Source organism: Streptomyces botrytidirepellens (genome assembly GCF_003721215.1).
Lineage (GTDB): Bacteria > Actinomycetota > Actinomycetes > Streptomycetales > Streptomycetaceae > Streptomyces > Streptomyces himastatinicus.
Window position 1 is genome coordinate 1 of the sequence record NZ_RIBZ01000860.1, and the last position, 24,638, is coordinate 24,638.

Sequence of the window (24,638 nt, forward strand, 5' to 3'; positions counted from 1 at the left end):
CACCCGCGCCAGCCGCTCCCGCCCCTCCCGCCACCGCTCCAGCAGCGCGGCGGGCGGCTCGGCCGCGCCGCGCTCCGCGCCCTCGTCCACGAACCGCTCCGGCGCGGCAAAGGCCCTCCGCACCTCCTCGGCGAACCCCTCCGGGTCCTCGGCCGCCTGCACCGCCCGCGCGTCGGTCCAGGCGAGGTGGGCGATCTGGTGCGCGATGGTCCACCCGACGGCAGGCGTGGGCGTACGCCATTCTTCGGCGGGCAGCCCGGCCACCAGACCGTCCAACTCCTCGCTCTCGGCGCGCAGATCGCCAAGCAGGGCTTCCGTATCGGACACGCGGGACTCCCGGTCGTGATGCGACGGTGCGGGGTGTGCGGGGCGTTGGGAGTGAGCGTGGCAGCGCGGCACAAAACAATCAAGCGTGCTTGCATGATTTTTGGCGGACGGGTCGGCTACCACGGCGTGGGGGATGAAACCCGAGTACCGCTCCGGGGTAACCGGTCTGGATTTCCGCAGGCTTGCCCAGGGGTACCGTTCATCGTGTCGCGGCCAGAAGGGGGTTCCGGATGCCCGACAACGGTCACTGAGCGCTTGGGGTTGGCTGCTGCTGCGCGCGTCCGCCGCCGCGGTGCGGGACAACGAGCCCGATATCGCTACGGACGCTCTGCGACTCGCTCACTCGGCCGCCGTCGCCAGGAGCCGTGCCGTGTTCACCAAGTCACCTGGAACCCCGGCGGGAACTGCCCTGCGCCTTACTCGACGACCGAAAGGCAAGCGCCGGGGAACTGCGCTTGCTGGCAGCCCGGCTCACCGAGGCGCTACGCGATGTCCTACGAGTCGCCGAGAGCCGGGGCGAGCGCCTGCCCGCGTACGACGACGGGGACGACGCCGAACCGGGTGGCCATCCTGCGCCCTCGGAGGCGGCGGAGCTGTCGTGACTGCCCACACCCGCGTTAGCCGGAGGTTAGCGGGGCGGCAGTCCTGCGGTAGCGGCCCCGACCAGAGTGGTTGTCGTACCGAGGAGACAACGACACCGACTGCCCGGGGGGACCCGAAATGAGCTCCAACACCACTGTCCGCACCGCTCGCCGCCGCACCCTGCGCGTTGCCGCCGCGGCCCTGATCGCCGCCGCCGGTCTCAGCCTGACCGCCTGCTCCGGCTCGGACACCGCCGACCCGAAGCCCGCGGCCTCCACCGAGTCCGCCTCCTCCGGAGCGCAGGGCTCCGACGCCAAGGTCGACAACAAAGCAGGCAAGGCGGGCAAGGCGGCGTCGCCGTCCCGCACCCAGAAACTGGTGGACGGCAGCACGGCCGAGATCTACGAGCTCGGCGACCTGCACTACCGCCTCAAGATCGTCAACGACGGTGACGTCCTGGCCACGCTGGAGGCGAACGAGCGCGACGCCGGTCTCGACGCCAACGGCATGTACGTCGTGCTCACGGCGGGCGGCGAGGTCCGCTCCTGGATGGGCGGCGAACACCAGGGGCCGGGCACGTTCAAGCTCGCGGGCGGTTGGACGGCCAAGGTCACGAAGGTCGGCGAACTCCACTACCGCGCGGAGATCTTCGGCCACGAGGGCAAGGCCGCCACGATCGAGGCCAACGAGAAGGACGCCGGTCTCGACGCCAACGGCAGCTCCATCGTGCTCAGCTCCGGCGGCGTGATCAGCGCCCATCAGTAACCGCCAGCCCCACCGCGGCGGGGGAGCCGCCTCAGGCGCCTCCCCCGCGGCAGGCCTGCCCTGGCTGGTGGACGGTTCGGCGGAAGCGGGAGCGCGATTCGGCAGCCGCCGAACGGAGTCAGCACCAAGTGGTCAGGTCGAATACGGCCTGGCAGCGGTTATCGGAGACCGGTCGATGGAATCGTTCGAGGTCGTGGGACGATGCCAGCGCCGGGAAGATCATGTCGGCGGTCCCACCGCGTGAGTCGACCTTCCCCGCCTCGTCGCGCATACAGAAGTCGAGCCCCCAGACATCGCCGGTTTCTGTCCATCTGACGTAGTACCGGGCGTACCGCTCGTCGACGAGCATGAAGCCGAGGAGGCGCCATTCCACCTCACCTGCTTCCTCTTCCACGTCTTCAGAAAGGGGCGCCGGGCCGTTCGCCGAGCCGAGGGAAAGCAGCGGTAGGTATACAGCATCCGCCAAGGTGAGGGGCGGGGCATCGACGATATTGAGGAAGTGACGCCGGGCGTCGAGTACAGGCACCGGGAATACTTCGTCGGGGAAGGGCGGGCCGAGAGCCTCGCGCTGACCGATGCACGAGCGTAGTGCGGCGATGAAATTATCGTGGGGGATTTCCTCGCCGTCATCGTCGAGCAGCGGGATCTCCAGGGCGTACGTGGAGCCAAGGTCTTGGCCGTCCCACAAGACGACTCTCGCACCGCGATCCATTTCTGTCGGTGGGAGCAGCCCCCGCAGCACATGCGAACCCGGCGTCAAGGGGGAGGCCACGAACTCTCGCAGCCTCCCCAGCAGGCTCCCCAGGAGAACGTCGCGCGGGGTGCTGTCGGCGATGGAGTCGTCCTCAACCACGGTGATCGATCTCCTTGGGAGTGCGAGTCAGACGGTGTTCACGACGTCAGGGCAACGGTTGACGCCCTGGCAGAAGGCGGTGATCGTACCGATCTTGCCCCTGTGCCCTGGCAGCTTGTAACGGTGGTCCTTGGTCTGCCAGTGCCACCAGGAAATCACCCTGATCTTGGCAACCGTGTGTCCGTCCTTGAGTACCACGGCACCGAACTCCTTACGGTAGCCCTTGCTGGCCTCGGGGTGCTCGTTGTATGCCGCCTTGACGACCTTCTCGTTGTGGATGTTGTGGGGGCCGGAGAAGTGGTTCCAGCCGAGCTTGCTGTTTCCCCATCGAGTCGGGATCTCTCGCCCGTGTACGTCGCGGCTGTTGAATTTGTTGGTGTGCCATGCGTGAGCCGTGACAGATTCAGACGTGGTCGCCGTCCGGCCCCGCAGTGGGCTGACCGCCGCTCCGACCGGCTTCGTCAGCGCCTTCTCCCCGTACAGGCGAGCGAACTCGGCATTGGAGAGAACGACGGCTTTGGACGGCCCCGGATCCGCTGTCGCCGCGTGGGCGGAGAGAGGCATCAGAACTGTCGCGGCAAGAGTGATTCCTACGGTCTTACGAGCAAACGTCATGCAGTCTTCCCCCTGGACGTTTTCGCGGCACTCTCAGTGGTCGACGGAACAAGCGGAGGAGTGCCAGGTCCACCGTTCCGTAGGAGCCATTGGAACATCAAAGGGCGCTCCCCCTTCAACCCCAATTCCTTGGCGTGTCGCGGTGGTTGGGTGGACCGCCTACCTCGCGGGGTCTGGCACGCACGCTCGCCGCGTAGTCGGGGTCGCCCCGGTTCAACTCAGTACCGGGACGACCCTCCGCCTTGCGATCGCAGGGACGGCAGGCCGAGCCCCGGACTAACGCAGCCGCTCCGCCAGGAGTTCGGCGAGGTGGCGGGCGGGGCGGTCGGTGAGGTGGTCGAGTTGGGTGCGGCAGGAGAAGCCGTCGGCGAGGACTTCGGCGTTCTCGTCCGCGGCGCGTACGGACGGCAGCAGCTGGTCTTCGGCGCAGGCCACCGAGACGTCGTAATGGCCCGCCTCGAAGCCGAAGTTGCCCGCGAGGCCGCAGCAGCCGCCGCTCAGCTCGCCGGTGAGGCCCGCGCGTTCGCGGAGGCGGCGGTCGGCGGCGTCGCCGAGGACGGCGTGCTGGTGGCAGTGGGTCTGGCCGACGACCGGGCGGTCGACCCTGGGGGGCTGCCAGTCGGGGGCGTGGGTCTCCAGGGCCTGGGCGAAGGTCTGCACGGATGAGGCGAGGCGGGCGGCGCGGGGGTCGTCGGAGCCGAGGAGTTCGGGGAGGTCGGTGCGGAGGGCGGCCGTGCAGCTGGGTTCGAGGCCGACGACGGGCAGCCCGGCGTCCAGGGCCGGGGCCATGACGTCGAGGGTGCGCCGCATGACCCTACGGGCGCGGTCGAGCTGGCCGGTCGAGACCCAGGTCAGGCCGCAGCAGACGGGTTTGGGGGGTACGACGACGCGGAGGCCCGCCGATTCGAGTACGCGCACCGCGGCCTGGCCTACCGAGGGGGACAGGTAGTTGGTGAAGGTGTCGGGCCACAACACGACCGTCCGGGCCGTCTCCGGGGAGTCGGCCACCGTACGGGCGTGGCCGCGCCACCAGCGGGTGAAGGGTTCGCGGGCCAGCTCGGGGATGTCGCGTTCCGGGGCGATGCCGCCCGCGCGCTTCGCCAGGGAGGAGAGGAAGCCGATCCCTGAGGCTGCGTTGGCCACGGGGGCCGCTCGAAGACGGGCAGCGGCCCGTAGCCACACCGGCAGCCAGCCCATCGAGTAGTGGCCGGCCGGGCGCACCCGGCCCTCGTAGTGGTGGTGCAGGAACTCGGCCTTGTACGTGGCCATGTCCACCCCGACCGGGCAGTCGCTGCGGCAGCCCTTGCAGGACAGGCACAGGTCGAGCGCGTCCCGTACCTCCTCCGAGCGCCAGCCGTCGCGCACCACCTCGCCCGCGAGCATCTCGTGCAGCAGCCGGGCGCGGCCGCGGGTGGAGTGCTGTTCCTCGCCGGTGGCGCGGTACGAGGGGCACATCACGCTCGCGCCGGACACCGATTCGTTGCGGCACTTGGCGACGCCGACGCAGCGCCGTACGGCGGCCGAGAAGTCGCCGCCGTCGTGCGGGTAGCCGAACTCGACGTCCACCGGCCGCCGCGGGAGGACGTCGAAGCGGAGGTCCTGGTCGAGGCGGCGGGGGCGGGCGAGGACGCCGGGGTTGAGGCCGTTCGCGGGGTCCCACAGGTCCTTGAAGCGGTGGAAGAGCCCGACCATCTCGTCCCCGTACATGCGGGGCAGCAGCTCGGCGCGGGCCAGGCCGTCGCCGTGTTCGCCGGAGAGCGAGCCGCCGTGGGTGACGACGAGGTCGGCGAGGTCGGTGGAGAAGTCGCGGAAGACCCGCACCCCGGCCTCGCGCATCAGGTCGAAGTCGATGCGGACGTGGATGCAGCCGTCGCCGAAGTGCCCGTACGGGGTGCCGCGCAGGCCGTGCTGGGCCATCAGGGCGCGGAAGTCGCGGAGGTAGGCGCCGAGGCGGGCGGGCGGTACCGCGCAGTCCTCCCAGCCGGGCCACGCCTCGCTGCCGTCCGGCATCCGGGTGGCGGTGCCGGAGGCGTCCTCGCGGACCCGCCAGAGCGCGCGCTGCCCGGCCGGGTCGGCGACCACGGTGTGGTCGGTGGTGGCGTGCGCGGCGGCGCGCGCTATCTCCTCCGCGCGGGCGTACGCCTCCTCGCGCCCGGTGCCGCCGACCTCCACGAACAGCCAGGCGCCGCCCTTGGGCAGCCCCGACGCGCCCGCGACCAGGTCGGCGGCCATGCCCTCGACGGTGAGCGGTCCGTACGGCAGCAGGGTGTGGGCGGCCTCGGCCGCCGCGGACTCGTCGGGGTAGCCGAGCACGGCGAGCGCGCGGGCGGCGGGCGCCTCGACGAGCCGTACGGTCGCCTCGGTGAGCACGCCGAGCGTGCCCTCGCTGCCGGTGAGGGCGCGGGCCACGTCGGCGTTCTTCTCGGGGAGCAGCTCGTCCAGGGCGTAGCCGGAGATGCGGCGGGGCAGGTCGGGGAAGCCGGTGCGCAGCAGCGCCAGATGCTCACCGGCGAGGGAGCGCATGCCGTCGCGGAGCCGGGCGGGGAGCGCGTCGAGCCCCTGGGCGGCGCGGACCCGCTCCCCGCCGTACGTCACGACGTCCAGCGCGTGGACGTTGTCGGCGGTGGTGCCCCAGGCCACCGAGTGGGAGCCGCACGAGTTGTTGCCGATCATGCCGCCGAGGGTGCAGCGGCTGTGGGTGGACGGGTCGGGGCCGAAGGTCAGACCGTGGGCGCCCGCTGCGGACCGCAGGTCGTCGAGGATGACGCCGGGCTGGACGACGGCGGTGCGCCGCTCCGGGTCCAAGGACCGGATGGACCGCATGTGGCGGGTGAAGTCGAGGACGACGCCGAGCCCGGTGGCCTGCCCGGCGATGGACGTACCGGCGCCGCGCGCCACCACCGGCACCCCGTGCTCCCGGCAGACGGCCAGCGCCGCCGTCACGTCGTCCGCGTCGCGCGGGGCGACGACACCGGTCGGCACGCGCCGGTAGTTCGACGCGTCCATGGTCATCAGGGCCCGGCTCGCCGCGTCGAAGGAGACGTCCCCATGGACGGCTCGGCGCAGCGCCTGCTCCAGTTCGTCTGCCTCTGCCTCGTGCTCTGCCATGTCCCCATGGTCCACGGGGAGGGGCCCGATGAGAATGTTCACACTGTGCTTCAACGACGTGATCATGGATCACTGTGGACGGGGCCCGCCGGTGCCTCGGTGTCAACATGACCGTGCTCACTGTCCCCGTCCGTGGACGGATCGTCTCAAGCGATGGACTCCCCGCTGAATGCCGGGTTGGGACGGATTAGGCTGCGGGCGTGGCTGAGATCCGGATTCCCGAAGACATCAAGCCCGCCGACGGTCGCTTCGGCGCAGGCCCCTCCAAGGTGCGCACCGAGGCGCTCGACGCCCTCGCCGCGACCGGCAGCTCCCTGCTGGGCACCTCCCACCGACAGGCCCCGGTCAAGAACCTGGTCGGCAAGGTGCGCGACGGCGTGCGCGAACTGTTCCAGCTCCCCGAGGGCTACGAGGTCGTCCTCGGCAACGGCGGTTCCACCGCCTTCTGGGACGTGGCGACGCACGGCCTCATCGACAACAAGTCCCAGCACCTGACCTTCGGCGAGTTCTCGTCGAAGTTCGCGAAGGCGGCCAAGCTCGCGCCGTGGCTGGACGAGCCGACCGTGATCTCCTCCGACCCCGGCACCCACCCGGAGCCGCGGGCCGAGGCGGGCGCGGACGTCTACGCCTTCACCCACAACGAGACCTCGACCGGTGTCGCGATGCCCATCCAGCGGGTGGCCGGGGCCGACGACGGGTCGCTGGTGCTGGTCGACGCCACGTCCGGCGCGGGCGGTCTGCCCGTGGACATCGCCGAGACGGACGTCTACTACTTCGCGCCGCAGAAGTCCTTCGCCTCGGACGGCGGGCTGTGGATCGGGGTCTTCTCCCCCGCCGCGCTGGAGCGCGCCGCCCGGATCCACGGGTCCGGCCGCCACGTCCCGGAGTTCTTCTCGCTGCCGACCGCGATCGACAACTCGCTGAAGAACCAGACGTACAACACCCCGGCGCTCGCGACCCTCTTCCTGCTCAACGACCAGCTGGAGTGGATCAACGGGCAGGGCGGCCTGGACTGGGCCGTGCGGCGCACCGCCACCTCCTCGCGCACCCTGTACGGCTGGGCCGAGGAGTCCAAGCACGCCACCCCGTTCGTCACCGACCCGGCCAAGCGGTCGCAGGTCATCGGCACGATCGACTTCGACGAGGCGATCGACGCCGCCGCGATCGCCAAGGTGCTGCGCGCCAACGGGATCGTGGACACCGACCCGTACCGGAAGCTGGGCCGCAACCAGCTGCGGGTGGCGATGTTCCCGGCCGTGGACCCGGCCGACGTCGAGGCGCTGACCGCCTGCGTGGACTACGTCATCGAGCACCTGTGAGCATCGCGTAGCCGAAACGGAAGAGGGCCCGGGGCAATCGCCCCGGGCCCTTTCCGCGTACCTCTACTCCGGGCGGCGGCGGATCAGCCGCCGCAGCCCCAGGAACAGGGCCATCGCGGCGCCGAAGGTGAGCGCGCCCTTCAGCAGGGTGCGGTTCTTCTCGTCCTCGTCGGCGCTCTGCTTGCCGTCGGGGCGCGAGGAGTAGTCGCCGTCCTTCTTCTGCTGCTTCGCGGTCGCGTCCGGCAGCAGTTCCCCGCCGAGGTCGACCGCGGTGACCTTGCTGCCCGGGCCCTCGGTCCCGTACATGAGCGTGCCGCCGTCCGGGGTGAAGGTCACCGACTCGCCCTGGCGCTGGAGCGGCAGCCCCGGCTCGTCCTTCAGCTCCTTCAGTCCCTGCGGCTTGCCGTTCGTCCAGCGGTACTCGGAGGCCGTGAAGTAGCCGCGGAGCACCAGGCGGCTGCCGTCCGGCGCGAACGCGCCGTCGGTGACCTCCATGTCGAGGTCGGCGACCCGGCGGAAGACATTGGTGCCCTGGGCGGAGAGCGTGGCGGGCGCCTCGTACAGCCCGGGGTCGTCGTCGCTCTTGCTGGCGATGTAGACCCGGCCGGTCTTCGGGTGGACCATCATCGCCTCGGCGTCGCGCGCCCCGCCCTGGTACTTCACGGTGAACTGGGTGGCGGTGACCGTGGTGTCCTTCAGCACCTTGGGCTCGGGGAAGCGGTAGATCCATACGTGGGGCCAGGTGCCGCCGAGGTTGTCGCCGATGTCGCCGACGTACACATTGCCGTCGGGGCCTATCGAGATCGCCTCCACGTCCCGGGGGCGGCCTATGCCGCGCAGTTCGACCCGGGCGACCGTCTTTCCGGTCTTGCTGTCGACGGCGTAGACGTACGCCCCGTCCGAGCTGTCGTTGTGCGTCCAGTAGACCCCGGGATGGGCCCGGCTCGCGGCGAGCCCGCTGGACTCGGTGATGCGGGGGTCCTCGATCGTGAACGAGGACGGGGACGAGTCGTCGGCCACCGCCGGAGCGGAGAGGGCGACGGGCAGGGCCGCCAGCACGGCGGCACCGAGGACGTACGGAAGCGGACGCATGGGCCCAAGCCTGCCATCCCGGCGGGGCACGGACGGCGCGTTACGGCCGCGCGGGGGCGGGTTGCGCGGGCGGGGTCGGCCCCCGTCTTCGCCCCTTCTGAATCACGGACGGATAACGTACGTAAATCATTCGTGGCGACGGAGTCGCTTAAATAACCCGCAGATTATTTGAATCCATCCCGGGATTACATGCGGCGGAAATTTATCGGGCATTGACGGCATAGCGGGCGGGGGCATTGCTTTCCAGAAAGGCCGCCTCTACCGTCTCTACCCATGAGCGAATACAGCCATTCCTCTTATGCGCAAACAGCGCCACCGCCGATGCATTCCGCCGGCACCCCGGGCGGAGGCGCGGCGGCCGCACCGCCGAAGAAGTTCGCGGTGCTCGGGGCCGTCGGTGCGGTCATCGCACTGGCCGGCTCCTGTGTGAACTGGGTGGTGTCCACCTCGGACGGCGCCGACGGGGGCGTCAAGGGCATCGACGGCGACGGCATCATCACGCTGATCATCGCCCTGGTCGGAGCGGTGCTCATGCTCGCCGCCCTGGCCACCAAGAAGGGGGTGGTCTACCTGATCGGCGCGGCCACCGGGCTCGCCACCGCGATCATCCTCGCCATCAACATGGCGTCCCCCGAGCGCCTGCTCGCCCAGAAGCTCCAGGATGAGGAAGGCGTGTCCGCGAAGGTCGCCGAAAAGGCGGCCGAGCAGGCAGCGAAGCTGTACGACCTCACTCCCGGCCCCGGAATCTACATCGCCCTGATCGGTGCGCTGATGATTCTGGTCTTCGGTGTCCTCGGATTCCTGAAGGCCCGCTCCGGACGCTGAGAACACCCCGCATTCCGGAGATTCCGGTAGCCCGCTTTTTGACCGCGACGGGGGGCCAAAAAGCGGGCCTCCGGGTTTTCCGGAAACAAGGGGACCGCAGCGGGGCCGCCCGAGGCCCTTGATTAGAGCGCACTCCAAGGGATTGGCTGGTCCCATGGAGTACACGCAGCTCGGACGCACGGGCCTCAAGGTCAGCCGACTGGTCCTCGGCACCATGAACTTCGGCCCGCAGACGGATGAGGCCGACAGTCACTCGATCATGGATGCCGCGCTCGACGCGGGCATCAACTTCTTCGACACCGCCAATGTGTACGGCTGGGGCGAGAACAAGGGCCGCACCGAGGAGATCGTCGGAAGCTGGTTCGGCAAGGGCGGCGGACGGCGCGAGAAGACCGTCATCGCCACCAAGGTGTACGGCAACATGGCCGCCGACGGTGAGCGGCCCTGGCCCAACACCGACAAGCTCTCGGCGCTCAACATCCGCCGGGCCGTGGACGCGAGCCTGAAGCGGCTGGGCACCGACTACATCGACCTCTACCAGTTCCACCACGTCGACCGCGCGACCCCGTGGGACGAGATCTGGCAGGCCATCGACGTCCTCGTCCAGCAGGGCAAGATCCTCTACGTCGGGTCCTCCAACCACGCGGGCTGGCACATCGCCCAGGCCAACGAGACGGCGCGGCGCCGGAATTCGTACGGCCTGGTCAGCGAGCAGTGCCTGTACAACCTGGCCGAGCGGCGCGCCGAGATGGACGTCATCCCGGCCGCGCAGGAGTACGGCCTCGGCATCATCCCCTGGTCCCCGCTGCACGGCGGGCTGCTCGGCGGCGCGATCCGCAAGGAGCGGGAGGGCGGCGCCGGTGCCCGCACCGCGGGCGGACGGGCCGCCGACGCGCTGAAGAACACGGCGGTGCGCGAGCAGATCCAGGCCTACGAGGACCTGCTCGACAAGCACGGTCTTGAGCCCGGCGAGGTGGCCCTGGCGTGGCTGCTGACCCGGCCCGGGGTCACCGGGCCCATCGTGGGTCCGCGCACGGCCGAGCAGCTGGCCTCGGCGGTGCGGGCGTCCGAGCTGACGCTGAGCGACGAGGTGCTGGGCGCGCTGGACGAGATCTTCCCGGGCCCGGGGCCGACGCCGGAGGCGTTCGCCTGGTAACCCTGCCCGTCCTGGCAGGACTGGCAGTACGGAGGGCTCGTACGGAGGGGGTGTGACCGTGTGCGGTCACACCCCCTGCCTGCTCGGGTCGCCCCGGCGGCTCATCCTCCGAAGGCGGCCGCGACGGCCACCACGACGAGGATCATCACCAGGGCACCACTCATGATCATGTTTCGGGTCTTCGGATTCACACTCCGAGGTTAGCCGGGCCCCTCAGCCGCCCAGCGGCCAGGCCGCCACCACCTCGTACCGCGGCTGCGCCCCGGGCACCCCGGGGGTCGGGGGATGGCTGCGGACCAGGCTCAGTTCCCGCACGGTCCAGGCGCGGCCCGCGAAGCCGGTGAGGCCCTCGGCGAACGGCGCGAGGCGGGTCGCGGAGCGGTTGCGCGCCACGGTGAGGTGGGGGTGGTACGGGCGGTGCTGGTCCATGGCGATCCCGGCCCGGCGGGCCCCCGCGTCGACGGAGTCGGCGAGCCGCCGCAGGGCGGTGTGATCGCCCTCCACCCCCGCCCAGAGGGCACGGTCGGCGAACCGGCCGCCGCCCGCCAGCCGCACCTCGTGGGGGCGGTGGCGATGGGCGGCGCGGGCCAGCCGGATGTCCAGCTCGGGGCGGACGTCGTCGGTGACCTCGCCGTAGAAGGCGAGGGTGAGGTGCCAGCCGGGGCGCTCGGTCCAGCGGAGGGTGTCCGCGCCGGGGAGCCGGTGCAGTGCGTCGACGTACGCCCCCAGCTCGGTCAGGGCCGGTTCGGGGGGCAGGACGGCGGCGAAGAGTCGCATCGTGTCACGCTCTCATCGGGGGTCACGCTCGCATCGGTGTCACGCTCGAACCGCTGTCACGCCGCCGGAGCGAGCCGTTCCTCCGTCTGCACCCTCGGGACGAAGGCCACGTGCGGATGGCCCCGGCGCCAGGCCACCTTGAGCCGCAGGCCGCCCGCGCGGGCCAGCATCAGGCCCACCCCGACCGCGGCGGCGGCGGAGATCAGCCCGCCGAAGGCGAAGCCGACCCGGGCGCCCCAGGTGTCGGTGACCCAGCCGATCAGCGGGCCGCCGATGGGCGTGCCGCCGACGAAGACCATCATGAACAGGCTCATCACCCGGCCGCGCATCTCGGGGTCGGTGGCGAGCTGGACGCTGGAGTTGGCCGTGACGTTGAAGGTCAGGCTGAAGATCCCGACCGGCACCATCAGCGCGGCGAAGAGCCAGAAGAACGGGGTCACCGCGGCCGCCACCTCCAGCACGCCGAACAGCAGCGCCGCGCCGACCAGCAGCCGCCGGCGGGTGGTGACGCGGCGGGCGGCGAGCAGGGCGCCGGTGACGGAACCGGCCGCGATCAGGGTGTTGAGCAGGCCGTACGTACCGGGTCCCGCGTGGAAGACGTCGTCGGCGAAGGCGCTCAGCCAGATCGGGAAGTTGAAGCCGAAGGTGCCGATGAAGCCGACGAGGACGATCGGCCACAGCAGATCGGGGTGGCTGCGGACGTAGGACAGGCCCTCGCGCAGCTGGCCCTTGCCGCGCGGCGCGCGCTTGACCGGGTGCAGCTCACTGGTGCGCATCAGCAGCAGGCCGACGAGCGGGGCACCGAAGGAGAGGCCGTTGATGAGGAAGGCCCAGCCGCTGCCGACGGCGGTGATCAGGACACCGGCGACCGCGGGGCCGATGAGCCGGGCGGACTGGAAGTTCGCGGAGTTGAGGCTGACCGCGTTGCGCAGGTCGCGGGGGCCGACCATCTCGTTGACGAAGACCTGGCGGGTCGGGTTGTCGACGACGGTGACCATGCCGAGCAGGAACGCGATCAGGTAGACGTGCCAGACCTGGACGTGTCCGCTCAGGGTGAGGGTGGCCAGGGCCAGACCGCACAGGCCGAGCGCGGTCTGCGTGAACAGCAGCAGCTTCCGCCGGGGGTACCGGTCGGCGATCACGCCGCCGTACAGGCCGAAGAGCAGCATGGGCAGGAACTGGAGCGCAGTGGTGATGCCGACCGCGGTGGAGGAGTGGGTGAGACTGAGGACCAGCCAGTCCTGGGCGATGCGCGACATCCAGGTGCCGGTGTTGGAGATCACGGCACCGGTCGCGAAGAGCCGGTAGTTGCGGACCCTGAGTGAACGGAACATTCCGCCCTTGGCGGAGGCCGCGGTGGGCCCGGCGGAAGGGGAGTCGGTGTTCGGTGCGGGTGCGGAGTCTGCTCCGGGTCCCGTACTCAAGTTCGTTCGCCTCCTGGCTGCTCGGTCTTCTCCTACATGCGCGCGAGCTTCTCCAGGACGGGCGCGGCGGCGCGCAGCGTCTCCCACTCGTCCTCGGACAGCTGCCCGGTCAATTCGCTCAGCCAGGCGTTGCGCTTGCGCCGGCTCTGTTCGAGCATGACCTCGGCCCGCTCGGTCGGCGACACGACCTTCTGTCGCCGGTCCTCCTGGTGTGGCTCCAGCCTGACCAGTCCCTTGGCCTCCAGCAGCGCCACGATGCGCGTCATCGACGGCGGCTGGACGTGCTCCTTGCGCGCCAGCTCACCGGGGGTGGCGGAGCCGCACCCGGCGAGGGTGCCCAGCACCGACATCTCCGTGGGGCTCAGCGACTCGTCGACGCGCTGGTGCTTCAGCCGTCGAGACAGACGCATCACTGCCGACCGCAGAGCGCTCACAGCGGCCGCGTCATCGAGGGGCGCTTCCGCCGCGGGCGACGGAAGGCGGGACGGATCCGGCATGGTCTTTAGCATAACTCATTACCTCACCTAACGAAAACCCCGATACGGGTGTCCTCGGCCACTCACCCGTGCGAGTGACGGGTGAGCGGCCGAGGACATACCGGATCACACGACGCCGAGCGCCTGCTCGATCGGGTGCAGCAGGAAGTAGACCAGGAAGCACAGCCCCACGACGGCCAGCAGCCACGGGATGTCCCGGACCCGCCGGGTCGCGACGCGCAGCAGCAGGTACGAGAGCACGCCGAGGCCGATGCCGTTGGTGATGCTGTACGTGAACGGCATCGCGATCATGGTCAGGAAGGCGGGCACCGCGATCGTGGAGTCGCTCCAGTCGATCTCCTTGACGTTCGCCGCCATGATCATGAAGCCGACGACCACCAGCGCCGGGGTCGCGGCCTGCGACGGGACGACCTTCGCGAGCGGGGTGAAGACCAGCGCGAGCAGGAAGAGCCCGCCGGTCACCACGTTGGCCAGACCGGTGCGCGCGCCCTCCCCGACGCCCGCCGTGGACTCCACGAAGCAGGTGTTCGCGGACGCCGAGCCGAAGCCGCCGCCCGCGACCGCGACGCCGTCCACCATCAGGATCCGGCCCATGCCGGGCAGCTGGCCGCGCTCGTCCGTCAGCCCGGCCTCCTCGCCGACGCCGATGATCGTCCCCATCGCGTCGAAGAAGCCGGACAGCAGGACGGTGAAGACGAAGAGGCAGCCGGTCAGGACGCCGACCTTCTCGAACCCGCCGAACAGGCTGACCTGACCCACGAGCCCGAAGTCCGGGGTCGCCACCAGGGTGTCCGGCACGATGGGCTCGGTCAGGCCCCAGCTCGCCTTCGGAGTGGAGGTGACGGCGTTGATCGCGATCGCGGCCAGCGTCATGACCACGATGCCGATGAGGATCGCGCCCCGGATCTTGCGGACGACCAGGACGAAGGTGAGCGCGAGACCGACCACGAAGATCAGCACCGGCCAGCCCTGGAGCTTGCCCTCGATGCCGAGGCCCAGCGGAACGGTGGTGCGCGCCGCGTCCGGATTACGGGTGACGAAGCCGGAGTCGACCAGGCCGATCAGGGTGATGAACAGGCCGATGCCGATCGCGATCGCGCGCCGCAGCCCGCCAGGGATCGCGTCCATCACGCGCTGGCGCAGTCCGGAGGCGACGAGGATCATCAGCACCAGACCGGCGAGGACCACCATGCCCATCGCGTCCGGCCAGCTCATCTTGGGGGCGAGCTGGAGCGAGACGACCGCGTTGATGCCGAGGCCCGCGGCGAGGGCGATCGGGACGTTGCCGATGACACCCATGAGCAGCGTGGTCAGGCCCGCCATCAGGGCGGTCGCGGTGACCAGCTGGCCGTTGTCCAGATGGTTCTTGTACATGTCCTCGCCCGTGCCGAGGATGATCGGATTCAGCACGATGATGTACGCCATCGCGAAGAACGTCGCCAGACCACCGCGGATCTCCCGGGACGGGGAGGAACCGCGTTCGCTGATCTTGAAGAACCTGTCGACGAACGGACGGTTCATGGGCGGTGTCGGTGCCTGCTGTACGGCATCGACCGGCTCGCTGGCCGAGGGAGACATGGACGAACCCCAGGGGTGGTGAACTTCGGGAAGCGGGCCTCTTGGAGGATCACACAGGACATTCCACCCAGACCCAGAACGGTTCAGTATGAATATATAAATCGCGGATCGCCAAACCGCCTGCCCCCGCCCCGGCGCTCCCACGCCTACCGCGCCCCCGAGGTCCCGACCAGCACCCCCGTAAGCTGACCCCATGACGAAGTGGACACCCCGGCACGAAGCGCCTGCACCCTTGGAGGGCAATGTCGTCGCCACCATCATCGGCGGCACCATCGTGTGGTTCGTCCTCTTCCTCGTCCAGCTCCCGTTCTACGGGTGGTACGCCGACCACGGCCATCTGTGGTGGCTGTGGACCTGCCTGACCGGCAGCGGACTCGGATTGCTGGGCATCTGGTACGTACGGGCGCGGGACGCGGCCATCCGGCGCTCCTCGGAGAGCGACGCCGACTGAACCGCGCCCCGCGCTTTCGTACCGTGTGCTACTTCACATCCACGTAGTCGCCGCCCGCCTTGACCGGCGGGGTCGTGCTGGTGCCCGCGAAGTTCCAGCGGAACCAGCCGTCCTGGGCGGCCTTGACGGTCGTCTTGAGCGCACCGCCACTGCCCGACTTCACCGTCTTGACGACGCTGTAGGTGGAGCTGTTCGCCTTCCGGAACTCGAGCTTCACCGGCTGGACGGTGTAGCCCGCGTACGCGCTGGTCTCCCAGTTGGCGCGGGTCAGGGCGCCGGTGACCGTGATGGTCTTGCCCTTCTTGACCGGCTCCGGCGCGGCGTTGACGGTCAGCTTCGAGGCGCGCTGCACCGCGAAGGACCCGGCCTTGTCGGCGCTCAGGTAGTCGCCGTCGTTGGCGTCGATCCACACGTTGGCGTACCACCGGCCCGCGACGCTGTTGTCGATGAAGTCGACCTGCGGGTCCAGGATGAAGGTCGCCTTGCAGGTCGAGGTGGTCGGGTCACCGGCCGCCGCTGCGCACGTCACCGCGCCGGTCGGGGTCGCGTACCCGTACGACGGGCCGTCCAGGTACAGGTCGGCACCCTTGATGCCCGAGTCGTCCTGCGCCGTCACCGAGACGGTGAAGGTCTTGGCGCCCGAGGTGCCGAGGACCACGTTGGTGCCGCTCACCGCCACCTTGGTGATCTTCGTGTCGCCGGAACCGTCCGCCTGCGCCGCCGGCGCGGCGAGCCCCCCGAGAGCCGCCGCGGTCGCGGTGGCGAGCACGGCATAGGTCATGCGCTTGCGCATGTGCATCCCCCACAAGATGAAGAGGCTCCACCGCGTTGACCTGCGCCGAGATGGACGCGGGCACGTACATGGAGCCGAGTGTGGCGCAACTGTACGAATTTCACCGGGTTTTCACAACATCATCGGAGCTTCACGGAAGCGCAATCTGAGAGAACGTCACCTCTTGGACCCAACCGCTCAGTAACATGCGCGGTATGACCGGTCACCGTTTTCGCTCCGCCGAAATCGACACCAGCAAGCCCCACTCGGCGCGCATGTACGACTACTTCCTGGGCGGCAAGACCCACTACGCGGCCGACACCGAGGCCGCCCGGCAGGTCGAGGCCGTCTGGCCCGACGTCAAACCGTGGACCCGCGCCAACCGGTCATTCATGCACCGGGCGACCCACTGGCTCGCCACCGAGGCGGGGATCCGGCAGTTCCTCGACATCGGCACCGGCATCCCCACCGAACCCAACCTGCACCAGATAGCCCAGAAGGCCGCCCCGGACGCCCGGGTCCTCTACGTCGACAACGACCCCATCGTCCTGGCCTACGCCCAGGCCCTGCTGCTCTCCACCGCCGAGGGCCGCACCGCCTACATGCACGCCGACATCACCGACCCGCAGACCATCCTGGCCGCCGAGGAGCTGCACGACACCCTCGACCTGAGCCAACCGGTCGCGCTGTCGCTCAACGCGGTGATGCACTTCATCGCGAACGAACAGAAGCCGTACGACATCGTGCGGCAGCTGGTCGAGCCCCTGGCCCCCGGCAGCTACCTGGTCCTCTCCCACGGCGGGCTCGACCCCCGCAGCGAGATCTCCGACGCGGTCACCCGGCTCTACCGGGCCAGCGGCATCCACGTCCAGGGCCGCACCCACGAGGAGGTCCTGCCGTTCTTCGACGGCCTGGAGCTGGTCGAACCCGGCGTGGTGATGCCGCACCGCTGGCGCCCCGAGAGCGAACAGGCCAGGGCCGCGGCGGAAGCCCTGGACCTGTGGATCTTCGCGGGCGTGGCCCGCAAGCCGTGACGCGTATCTAGACGCGTATCCAGTCGAACCAGCGGGCCCGGGCCAGCTCCTCGGTGCGGGTGAGGTTGCCCCAGGAGTTAATCGAGCCAGCGGGCCCGGGTCCTCGGTGCGGGCCCGGTTGTCCCAGGAGTTAATCGAACCAGCGGGCCCGGGCCAGCTCCTCGGTGCGGGTGAGGTCCTCCAGGAGAGCCGCCACCTCGAAGCGGCGGGACCAGTGGCCCGCGGCCCAGGACAGACCCGCCGCCACGCCCTCCACCGTCGAGGCGTGCAGGGTGGCATCGGGTCCGCTCACATAGCGCCAGTCCAGCTCGATGCCGCCCTCGATCAGCAGCTCCTCGTGCTCGACGTACGACAGCGGCGCGTCCGGCAGCAGTTCGCGGACCGCCGCCGGGACCTCGTGCGGCTCGCCCTGCGAGGTCACCGGAGCTGGGTACGCCTCGCTCAGCCGCCGCACCTGGAACAGCTCCGCCAGCTCCGCCGCCCGCGCCGGGCGCACCGGCAACAGGGCGCGGCCGTCCGCCTCGGCCAGCGGCATCAGGTCGGGCGCGTCGGCGACCAGCACCCCGTCCGCGTCGACCACCCGCGGCTCGCCGTCCACCACGGCGCGCAGCTCGTCCGGCAGGGTCACCTGCTCGGGGTCGAGGTCGGCCAGCAGGCCGTAGATCGCGTGCAGCTGGGCCGGGGTCACCGGGCGGTCCGGGTCGGCCAGCCGCGCCAGCAGCTCGGCCGCGCCGCCCGGCTCGTCCAGCAGCGCCGGTACGGACGTCCGCACGCCGAGCGCCCGCAACACCTGCTCGTCCTCGAACCCGGCCGCGTCCACCGCCTCGTACAGCCCGGCCAGCAGCGGATCGCCCCCGGCCGCGCGCAGCCCGGCGGGGCGGCGGCCGTCGAGCACCGGGTGGCCGCGCAGCCACCACGCGGTGTACGAGCGCACCGACTCCGTCGTGCCGTCCGGCAGCAGCACCCGGACCCGTTCGGTCAGGGCGTCGCGCAGCGGCGGCTGGGCGAGCATGGCCAGGGCGCGCGGCCAGGCGTCGTCGTCCACCAGGTCCAGGTCGCGCACGGCGACGATCTCGGTGGCCACCGGCGGCACCGGGGTCTCCGGCAGCCGGTCCAGCGCGTCCTCGCACCACACGTCCACGGCGTCCAGCACGCCGACGTCATCCGGCTCGGCGAAGTCGCCCTCGCGCGGCTCCAGTTCGTCCGGGTCCAGCACCACGTCGGTGGCCCGTACCAGGGTGAAACCGGCCAGCACGCCGACCGCGACCAGCGGCTCCTCGCCCCAGCGCTCGGCGAGGTCCGCGTCGCACGCGGCCAGCTCGCCCTCCCGCATCACCTGCTCGAAGGCGCCGCCGGGGAAGACCAGTTCACCGGCGGGCGCCAGCTCCCCGTCCTCGTCGGGCAGCGCGAGCGCGGCGAGCCACGGCTCGTCGCCGGGCGCCAGCCGGGCCTGCTGCACGAGGCCGAGCACGGTGTCGGCCAGGGTGTCCGGGTCCAGGGCGCCGCCGAGTGCCGCGCCCTCCTCCGCGAACGGGTCGTAGTCGTCCTCCGCCTCCAGCGAATGCGCGACGGCGGCCCGCACCTGGGGGGTCCTCAGCACGGCGCGCGGGGTGGCCGGGGTCGCGCCCAGCTTCTCCAGCAGCGGATGCGCGGCCTCCGGATGCGCGACCTTCAGGCCGAGGCGGGCCAGGGTGCGGTGGGTCTCGCCCGCCGAGCCCTCGCTCTTGTCCGTTTCGGTCCCGCCGTCCCCGCCGTCCACGTCTCCCGGCAGCGGCAGCAGCACCTGCCGGGGACCGATCGTCGTCCGGCCGTCCGCCAGCGGCACCGGCAGCCCGCTCAGCCGGTCCGGGTCGGTACCGGCCAGCGCGTCGTACAGCCGCCGCCACCAGGCCGGGGCGCGCTCGACGCCCGCCAGCCGGTCGATCACCTCGCCCAGCGGCAGCCGGGCCACGTCCAGCGCCCGCAGCTCCTGCCGCCGCTCCAGACCGGCGGGCAGCAGCGTCGGGAACAGCTCGGCCAGCACCTCCACGGTCTCCGCGCCCGCGCCCTCCACGATCTCCGCGTCGCGGGGGCGCAGCGCGTACGGCTCGCCCTCGAAGGTGCCGCGCGCGAGGATCGCGTCGTCCCAGCCGAAGCCCGCGTCCGCCTCCGGTGCCGCCGCCTCCGGCTCCAGGGTGTCCGGCACGGCCGCGCTCGGCAGGAACGGCACCCGCGGCAGCCGTTCCAGCACCCGCGCCCGCAGTTCCCCGTCCAGCTCGCCCTTGCCCAGCGGGCCCGGGACCAGGTCGATCGTGCCCGTCCCCACCGGGTGCCAGTCGCGCAGCAGCGTCGCGTACGCCTCGGCCGCGCGCTCCACCAGGAAGGCCGTCAGCGGTCCTGGTGCGGTGTGGCGGCGGGTGGGCTCCAGCGGGAACGAGGCGATCAGCAGCGCGGGCAGCCCGAGCGGCTCGTCGGTCGGCGTCGGCGCGTGCACGACCGGCGCCGTCGCGGGCCGCACCGGCGCGCCCTCGGCGTCCACCGGCACCGCCCAGGTCACCGACCACACCGGGCGCAGCCGCTCCTCCACCGGGCGGTCGGCGAGCAGTTCCGGGTCCAGGTGCCCGCTCGCGCGCTCGGTGCGCCAGCGGGTCGTACGGCGCTCCTTGTCGCCCCCGTCCTCGCCGCGCACGTCCTCGATGACCGCGTACGGGCCCTCCTCGGAGCGCCGCAGCGTCCGCGTCCCCTCGGCCGTCTCGACCACGACCTCGGCCAGCCCCGGCAGGGTCAGCAGCAGCGCGTCGTCGACCGCCGCGAGCAGCCGCTCCGCGACGTCCAGCGCGGCGCCGTCGCGCAGCGGCAGCACCACGACCGTGTCGTACCCCTCCGGCGCGGTGCCCTCCGCGGGCAGCGGCAGCCGCAGCAGCGGTACGTGACCGTCGCGGCGGCGCAGCTCGTCGGCGAGGCCGGGGCTGCGCAGCGCCGCCTTGTGGGCCAGTTCGCGGGCCTCCGCCAGCGACCAGCGCACCCCGCCCGAACGGCCCACCACCGCGGGCTCGTCGCTCACCGCGAGCACCGCCGCGAAGCCCACGCCGAACCGGCCCACGGCCCGCCCGGGGTCCTCGTCCCGCTTGGCCGACGCGCGCAGCGTGGACAGCGACTCGGCCCCGGCGGCGTCCAGCGGGGCGCCGGTGTTGGCGGCGACCAGCACGGCCGGTTCGCCGTCGGTCGCCGGGCGCAGCGTCAGCCGCAGCCGCCCGGGTACGCCGAGGCGGGCGGCGGCGTCGGCCGCGTTCTGGGCCAGCTCCACGACCAGCCGGTCGCGGTGGCCGCCGAGCGCGAGGTCCTCCTCCGCGTTGGCGTCCTCGCGGAAGCGGGCGGGCGACGCGGCCCAGGCGTCCAGCACGCCGCGCCGCAGCCGCGCGGTCCCGAAGGGGTCCGCGTCCTCGGTCGCGCCTCGCACCATCGCCGTGCTGCTCACGTATCGCCTCCGGGTCCTGTGGGTGTGCCGCCACATTCCACATTGCTAGACCGCGAACGTACCCCTATCCGGGGCGGGCACGCGTCCCGCCCTCCCCGGCGAGGGCGGGACCGCGGGGGTGCGGCCCCGCGCCCGCGACGGTGTGCTGCGGGGCAGGCGGTATGCCCGTGCGGCGGGCACGAACAGCACGGCGGGTGCGGCCCGCCGGGGGACGTGCCGGGGCGAGCCGGGGCGAGCCGGGGCGAGCCGGGGCGAGCCGGGGCGCTTCCGCGCCCGGGGGCCTCAGGAGTGGCCCAGTTCCTCCGCCGGGGCGTCCGGCTCCACCGAGCCGCCGGTGCGGTCCGGGTGCAGGGGCATCGGCTCGACGAGCGTCTCGTCGATCACCGGCTCGGCCGGGCGCGGGGGCTTGGGCATGACGGCCGCCTCGGAGTGGGCGCCGCAACCGTACGCCAGGGAGACCACCCGGCCGTCCGCCGGGCTGAACTCATTGGCGCACACGCCGAACGCCTGCTTCAGCGAGCCCGCGATGGGCATCAGGAAACCGCAGGTCACGCAGGTGCCGGGGGCCGCCTGCGCCATCGAGGTCTTGGCGCCGTACGCCTCGTCCCAGCGGTCGGCGGCAATGTGCAGCCCGTAGCGGGAGAGCACCCGGGCGCGGCGCATGCCCAGCTCCTCGGCGAGGGCCGCGATGGTGCCGGGCGCGGCCGGCTGGCCGGACGGCGGACCGGCCGTCACGTCGGCCTCCTCCACCGCCGCGAGCTGCTCCATCTCCTCGGAGACGACGGAGTTGGGCGGCGGGGCGTCCTCGCCCGTGAAGCCGGGCTCGAGGCGCAGGTCCTCGGCCTCGGTGGGGAGCAGATCGCCCGGTCCCATGTCGCCGGGGCGCAGCCGCTCGCTCCACGGCACCCACTCGGGGGCGAGCAGCGCGTCGGGGCCGGGGAGCAGCACCGTCTCCGCCAGGGTGACGATCTTCGCGCGGGAGGCGCGGGTGACGGTGACCGCCCAGCGCCAGCCGCGATAGCCCGGCTCGGCGCTCTCGAAGAAATGCGTGACGACGCGGTCGCCCTCGGCGATCGCCCCCACGTGCTCGCCGACCGTCCCCGGACGGGCCGCTTCCGCCGCCGCCTCGCGGGCGAGTTCGACCGCCTCGGCGCACAGGCGGTCGGGGGTACGGCTCCGCATCGCAGCACTCACAGGATCGATTCTCTCTTCCACGCCGTCTCAGCCGTCGTTTGACGAGTGCGCCAGCCGCACGGCCGGACGGCGGGACTGCGGACGGAGCGGACCGTGGGACCGCGTCGACGTCCGCACCCGATCCGACCTCGGGCGCACCTTGTACGTCCCATTCTGCGGGATGGCGACTCGGCGCATGGCCAGGAACGACCGTGGATGGCGCGTAACGCACGCTACCTTGTCCGGCCGCGCCGCCCCCACCCCCGTCTCGTGTCCGGCGTTCGTGGACACACCCGCCGGATGGTCGTTTTCGCTGGCCAGAAGGGGGTTGTGCGGGTGAGAGAACAAGACGTCATAACCGGAAAGCCGTCGTAGGTCTCACGTTGCGGGCAGCTTGGCGGCACCATGGTCGGGTGGCAGGCATGCGGTTCCACGAGGACGGCCCGGTCAGACGATCGGGCCGCCTGCTCGGCCGCGCACTCCATGTGCCGTTCACCGCGACCGGCCGCGGCATCCGGCGGGCCACCCACGCCCACGGGGCGGGCGAGTCCGGGCTCGGCAAGCTGATCGAGCTGCACGCGGTCAACTCGGCCGGTGACATGCTGATCACGGTCGCGCTCGCCTCGACGGTCTTCTTCTCGGTGCCGACGGACGAGGCGCGCGGCCGGGTCGCCCTCTATCTGGCGATCACCCTGGCCCCGTTCGCCGTTCTCGCGCCCGTGGTCGGCCCGCTGCTGGACCGGATCCCGCACGGCCGCCGCGCGGCGATGGCGGGCGCGATGCTGACCCGCGCGCTGCTCGCGCTGACCATGGCGGGCGCGGTGGCGGGCGGCGACCTCGAACTGTATCCGGCGGCGCTGGGCGTGCTGGTGGCGTCCAAGGCGTACGGGGTCGTCAGATCGGCCGTCGTGCCGCGGCTGCTGCCGCCCCGCTTCTCGCTGGTCAAGGCCAACTCCCGGGTGACCCTGGCCGGGCTGCTGGCGACCGGGGCGGCGGCCCCGCTGGGCGCCGGGCTGCACCAGCTTGGGCCGGGCTGGCCGCTGTACGGGGCGTTCGTGGTCTTCATGGGCGGGGCGTTCCTGTCCTTCACGCTGCCGCACAAGGTGGATTCGGCGAAGGGCGAGGCCAAGGCGCGGCTGACGTCGGGCGAGCACCACTTCGGGCACCGCACGGCCGGGCACCGACCCTCCGGCCACCGCGCGCCCTGGCACCGCGCGGCGGGGCCGACGACCGTGCCCACGACGGCGCCCGACGTGGTGACGGTCGCCGACCCCAAGCCGACCCCGACCCCGCCCGCCGCCCCGAACCCTGGCCCGGACGGCGGGCGGTTCGGCCGCTGGTTCGCCGGGGGGTTGGGCGGGGGATTGGGTCGGGGCTCGGGCGGGGGCGGCGGCCGGAAGCCCGGGCTGCGGACGGTCGGCCCGTCCGTGCTGCACGCCCTCCAGGCCTGCGCCTCGCTGAAGTCGCTGTCCGGCTTCCTCACCCTCTACCTCGCCTTCCTGCTCCGCGAGCATCCGGTGGGCGGGCTGTCCCCCGAGCTCTCGCTCGGCCTGGTCGTGGTCGCGGCGGGCGGCGGCAACGCGCTGGGCACGGCGATCGGCGCCTGGCTGCGGGCGCGCGGCCCGGAGCGGATCATCGCGGTGGTGCTGACCTCGGCCCTCGGCGTGATCGTCTTCTCGGCGGTGCTGTACGGCGCGGCGACGGTCACCGCGGTGGCCGCCACCGCGGGCATCTCGATGGCGCTGGGCAAGCTGTCGCTGGACGCGCTGATCCAGCGGGACGTCCCGGAGGAGGTCCGTACGTCGGCGTTCTCCCGCTCCGAGACCACGCTCCAGATCGCGTGGGTGGTCGGCGGCGCGGTGGGCATCTCGCTGCCCCTGAGCGGGGTGGTGGGCATGGCGGCCGCGGCGACGATGATCGCGCTGGGCGTGGCCCTGAGCGTCCGGGGGCTGCTGTCCGCGGCCCGGCACACCGCAGCCCGTCCGCGGGTGGCGTGACGCCTCGGGCGTCGCCGATCCGCCACCCCGGCGCCGGGCGGCGGGAAGGGCCCGATAGCCTGCCCGCATGACCGCTGCGCTGTTTTCCAGGGGCAAGGGCCGCAGGGCCACCACCGCCGCCTGCGCCGTTGCCCTCGGGCTCATCGCCCTCTCCGCCTGCGACAAGCCGACTCCGCTCGCGACGGTGACGGTCGGTTCGAGCACCGTGACGGCGGAGGCGAGCAAGGGCTGCTTCGGCGACGGGAAGAACCTCGGCTCGGGCACGTTCAAGAAGTGCCTGGCCGCCAAGCCCGCCGACACCATCAAGGTGGGCGCCGGTGACAAGGTGCGGATCGGAGTGGACCCGGAGATCGCCGAATCCAACTGGGGCCTGATCGCCAACAACCCGGTCATGGCCGAGCCCAGCAAGGAGACGTACCGCAGCTTCGACAGCGACACGCTCTTCGCGCAGCAGAACCCGCAGACCGGGCAGACCACCATGTCCAAGAGCGTCACCGTCACCGTCGCCCAGCTCGGCGACGGCACCCAGGGCGTGAAGGGCATCTGGCGCTTCAAGCTGGAACGGGACAGCTGACCTCACGCCCCGTGCACTCGGTCCGCGGCACGACAGCCGGGAGGCGCTGATGCGCGTACTGATCGTCACCGCCGTGCCCGCGGAACGGGACGCCGTCGTCCGCGGATGCGGTGCGGCCGACGCCGCCGAAGTCGCCGTGCCCGGCAGGGTGCTGCACCGGCTGCGGACGGGCGGCCCCGACGGGCCGCCGCTCACCGTCGATGTGCTGGCCGCCGGGGTCGGCCCGGCCGCCGCGGCGGCCGGAACCGCCACCGCGCTGACC

Annotated in this window: 21 protein-coding genes and 1 pseudogene; 10 read left to right on the top strand and 12 right to left on the bottom strand. The window is 71.8% G+C overall.

Annotated elements, in window-relative coordinates; translation table 11 throughout:
• A partial coding sequence (locus EEJ42_RS45880) for a maleylpyruvate isomerase N-terminal domain-containing protein (RefSeq protein ID WP_123108086.1) occupies positions 1-327 on the bottom strand: 327 nt, incomplete at its 3' end.
• A gap of 455 nt (positions 328-782) precedes the next feature.
• On the opposite strand from EEJ42_RS45880, the gene EEJ42_RS45885 reads away from it, so the two are divergent.
• Together EEJ42_RS45885 and EEJ42_RS45890 are read left to right on the top strand one after the other, a co-directional pair.
• Positions 783-929, top strand: coding sequence for a hypothetical protein (locus tag EEJ42_RS45885; protein ID WP_425473079.1), 147 nt, complete (start codon positions 783-785; stop codon positions 927-929).
• Between the two features lie 118 nt (positions 930-1,047).
• A complete protein-coding gene (locus EEJ42_RS45890; RefSeq protein WP_123108070.1) occupies positions 1,048-1,674 on the top strand; it encodes a hypothetical protein in 627 nt (208 codons plus the stop codon).
• 118 nt (positions 1,675-1,792) lie between these two features.
• On the opposite strand, the gene EEJ42_RS45895 is transcribed toward EEJ42_RS45890, so the two are convergent.
• The 3 genes from EEJ42_RS45895 to EEJ42_RS45905 all read right to left on the bottom strand — a co-directional run bounded on the left by EEJ42_RS45895 (position 1,793) and on the right by EEJ42_RS45905 (position 6,250).
• The gene (locus EEJ42_RS45895) at positions 1,793-2,527 is read right to left on the bottom strand and encodes a hypothetical protein (protein ID WP_123108071.1); all 735 of its coding nucleotides are present in this window, start codon (positions 2,525-2,527) and stop codon (positions 1,793-1,795) included.
• A 27-nt stretch (positions 2,528-2,554) separates the two neighbouring features.
• A complete protein-coding gene (locus tag EEJ42_RS45900) occupies positions 2,555-3,142 on the bottom strand; it encodes a hypothetical protein (RefSeq protein ID WP_148082233.1) in 588 nt (195 codons plus the stop codon).
• Between the two features lie 276 nt (positions 3,143-3,418).
• Positions 3,419-6,250 carry an FAD-binding and (Fe-S)-binding domain-containing protein gene (locus EEJ42_RS45905; RefSeq protein ID WP_123108087.1) on the bottom strand — a complete coding sequence of 944 codons (2,832 nt, stop codon included), beginning with the start codon at positions 6,248-6,250 and terminating at the stop codon, positions 3,419-3,421.
• A 200-nt stretch (positions 6,251-6,450) separates the two neighbouring features.
• Between EEJ42_RS45905 and serC the strand changes: the two genes are divergently transcribed.
• Positions 6,451-7,569, top strand: coding sequence for a phosphoserine transaminase (serC, locus tag EEJ42_RS45910; RefSeq protein ID WP_123108073.1), 1,119 nt, complete (start codon positions 6,451-6,453; stop codon positions 7,567-7,569).
• 63 nt (positions 7,570-7,632) lie between these two features.
• Here the strand turns inward: serC and EEJ42_RS45915 are convergent, their stop codons facing one another.
• Positions 7,633-8,661: an esterase-like activity of phytase family protein gene (locus EEJ42_RS45915; protein ID WP_123108074.1), complete on the bottom strand. Its 1,029-nt coding sequence runs from the start codon at positions 8,659-8,661 to the stop codon at positions 7,633-7,635.
• 321 nt (positions 8,662-8,982) lie between these two features.
• Here EEJ42_RS45915 and EEJ42_RS45920 point away from each other — a divergent pair, with 321 nt between their 5' ends.
• A complete protein-coding gene (locus EEJ42_RS45920) occupies positions 8,983-9,486 on the top strand; it encodes a hypothetical protein (protein WP_246097864.1) in 504 nt (167 codons plus the stop codon).
• A gap of 154 nt (positions 9,487-9,640) precedes the next feature.
• On the top strand, positions 9,641-10,642 hold the full coding sequence (locus tag EEJ42_RS45925; RefSeq protein WP_123108076.1) for an aldo/keto reductase: 1,002 nt from the start codon (positions 9,641-9,643) through the stop codon (positions 10,640-10,642).
• A gap of 213 nt (positions 10,643-10,855) precedes the next feature.
• On the opposite strand, the gene thpR is transcribed toward EEJ42_RS45925, so the two are convergent.
• From thpR to EEJ42_RS45945, 4 genes are all read right to left on the bottom strand, one after another.
• Positions 10,856-11,419: an RNA 2',3'-cyclic phosphodiesterase gene (thpR, locus tag EEJ42_RS45930; RefSeq protein ID WP_123108077.1), complete on the bottom strand. Its 564-nt coding sequence runs from the start codon at positions 11,417-11,419 to the stop codon at positions 10,856-10,858.
• A 56-nt stretch (positions 11,420-11,475) separates the two neighbouring features.
• Complete coding sequence (locus EEJ42_RS45935; RefSeq protein ID WP_123108078.1) at positions 11,476-12,843, bottom strand: MFS transporter; 1,368 nt, start codon at positions 12,841-12,843, stop codon at positions 11,476-11,478.
• Positions 12,844-12,875: 32 nt separating this feature from the next.
• A complete protein-coding gene (locus EEJ42_RS45940) occupies positions 12,876-13,340 on the bottom strand; it encodes a MarR family winged helix-turn-helix transcriptional regulator (protein ID WP_123108079.1) in 465 nt (154 codons plus the stop codon).
• A 105-nt stretch (positions 13,341-13,445) separates the two neighbouring features.
• Positions 13,446-14,918 carry an NCS2 family permease gene (locus EEJ42_RS45945; RefSeq protein WP_123108080.1) on the bottom strand — a complete coding sequence of 491 codons (1,473 nt, stop codon included), beginning with the start codon at positions 14,916-14,918 and terminating at the stop codon, positions 13,446-13,448.
• A gap of 193 nt (positions 14,919-15,111) precedes the next feature.
• Here EEJ42_RS45945 and EEJ42_RS45950 point away from each other — a divergent pair, with 193 nt between their 5' ends.
• Entirely contained in the window at positions 15,112-15,369 is a 258-nt protein-coding gene (locus EEJ42_RS45950; RefSeq protein WP_123108081.1) for a DUF2530 domain-containing protein, read from the top strand.
• Positions 15,370-15,397: 28 nt separating this feature from the next.
• On the opposite strand, the gene EEJ42_RS45955 is transcribed toward EEJ42_RS45950, so the two are convergent.
• Positions 15,398-16,162, bottom strand: coding sequence for a calcium-binding protein (locus EEJ42_RS45955; protein WP_123108088.1), 765 nt, complete (start codon positions 16,160-16,162; stop codon positions 15,398-15,400).
• A 194-nt stretch (positions 16,163-16,356) separates the two neighbouring features.
• On the opposite strand from EEJ42_RS45955, the gene EEJ42_RS45960 reads away from it, so the two are divergent.
• Entirely contained in the window at positions 16,357-17,175 is an 819-nt protein-coding gene (locus EEJ42_RS45960) for an SAM-dependent methyltransferase (RefSeq protein WP_184503591.1), read from the top strand.
• A gap of 130 nt (positions 17,176-17,305) precedes the next feature.
• On the opposite strand, the gene EEJ42_RS45965 is transcribed toward EEJ42_RS45960, so the two are convergent.
• Positions 17,306-20,617, bottom strand: coding sequence for a sacsin N-terminal ATP-binding-like domain-containing protein (locus EEJ42_RS45965; protein WP_123108089.1), 3,312 nt, complete (start codon positions 20,615-20,617; stop codon positions 17,306-17,308).
• A 297-nt stretch (positions 20,618-20,914) separates the two neighbouring features.
• Entirely contained in the window at positions 20,915-21,826 is a 912-nt protein-coding gene (locus EEJ42_RS45970; protein WP_123108083.1) for a DUF3027 domain-containing protein, read from the bottom strand.
• 401 nt (positions 21,827-22,227) lie between these two features.
• Between EEJ42_RS45970 and EEJ42_RS45975 the strand changes: the two genes are divergently transcribed.
• From EEJ42_RS45975 to EEJ42_RS45985, 3 genes and pseudogenes are all read left to right on the top strand, one after another.
• Positions 22,228-23,802 carry an MFS transporter gene (locus EEJ42_RS45975; protein WP_123108084.1) on the top strand — a complete coding sequence of 525 codons (1,575 nt, stop codon included), beginning with the start codon at positions 22,228-22,230 and terminating at the stop codon, positions 23,800-23,802.
• A 67-nt stretch (positions 23,803-23,869) separates the two neighbouring features.
• Positions 23,870-24,376, top strand: a complete 507-nt coding sequence (locus tag EEJ42_RS45980) for a hypothetical protein (protein WP_123108085.1) — start codon at positions 23,870-23,872, stop codon at positions 24,374-24,376.
• Positions 24,377-24,425: 49 nt separating this feature from the next.
• Positions 24,426-24,638, top strand: a pseudogene (locus EEJ42_RS45985) (futalosine hydrolase); the annotation flags it as partial.

What these genes read in the sequence shown, in the direction of transcription:
- EEJ42_RS45965 (WP_123108089.1), bottom strand. Translation starts at nt 20,617, where the DNA reads ATGGTGCGAGGCGCGACCGAGGACGCGGACCCCTTCGGGACCGCGCGG.
- EEJ42_RS45975 (WP_123108084.1), top strand. Translation starts at nt 22,228, where the DNA reads ATGCGGTTCCACGAGGACGGCCCGGTCAGACGATCGGGCCGCCTGCTC.
- EEJ42_RS45905 (WP_123108087.1), bottom strand. Translation starts at nt 6,250, where the DNA reads ATGGCAGAGCACGAGGCAGAGGCAGACGAACTGGAGCAGGCGCTGCGC.
- EEJ42_RS45915 (WP_123108074.1), bottom strand. Translation starts at nt 8,661, where the DNA reads ATGCGTCCGCTTCCGTACGTCCTCGGTGCCGCCGTGCTGGCGGCCCTG.
- thpR (WP_123108077.1), bottom strand. Translation starts at nt 11,419, where the DNA reads ATGCGACTCTTCGCCGCCGTCCTGCCCCCCGAACCGGCCCTGACCGAG.
- EEJ42_RS45890 (WP_123108070.1), top strand. Translation starts at nt 1,048, where the DNA reads ATGAGCTCCAACACCACTGTCCGCACCGCTCGCCGCCGCACCCTGCGC.
- EEJ42_RS45955 (WP_123108088.1), bottom strand. Translation starts at nt 16,162, where the DNA reads ATGCGCAAGCGCATGACCTATGCCGTGCTCGCCACCGCGACCGCGGCG.
- EEJ42_RS45925 (WP_123108076.1), top strand. Translation starts at nt 9,641, where the DNA reads ATGGAGTACACGCAGCTCGGACGCACGGGCCTCAAGGTCAGCCGACTG.
- EEJ42_RS45960 (WP_184503591.1), top strand. Translation starts at nt 16,357, where the DNA reads ATGACCGGTCACCGTTTTCGCTCCGCCGAAATCGACACCAGCAAGCCC.
- EEJ42_RS45950 (WP_123108081.1), top strand. Translation starts at nt 15,112, where the DNA reads ATGACGAAGTGGACACCCCGGCACGAAGCGCCTGCACCCTTGGAGGGC.
- EEJ42_RS45920 (WP_246097864.1), top strand. Translation starts at nt 8,983, where the DNA reads ATGCATTCCGCCGGCACCCCGGGCGGAGGCGCGGCGGCCGCACCGCCG.
- EEJ42_RS45945 (WP_123108080.1), bottom strand. Translation starts at nt 14,918, where the DNA reads ATGTCTCCCTCGGCCAGCGAGCCGGTCGATGCCGTACAGCAGGCACCG.
- EEJ42_RS45900 (WP_148082233.1), bottom strand. Translation starts at nt 3,142, where the DNA reads ATGACGTTTGCTCGTAAGACCGTAGGAATCACTCTTGCCGCGACAGTT.
- EEJ42_RS45980 (WP_123108085.1), top strand. Translation starts at nt 23,870, where the DNA reads ATGACCGCTGCGCTGTTTTCCAGGGGCAAGGGCCGCAGGGCCACCACC.
- EEJ42_RS45940 (WP_123108079.1), bottom strand. Translation starts at nt 13,340, where the DNA reads ATGCCGGATCCGTCCCGCCTTCCGTCGCCCGCGGCGGAAGCGCCCCTC.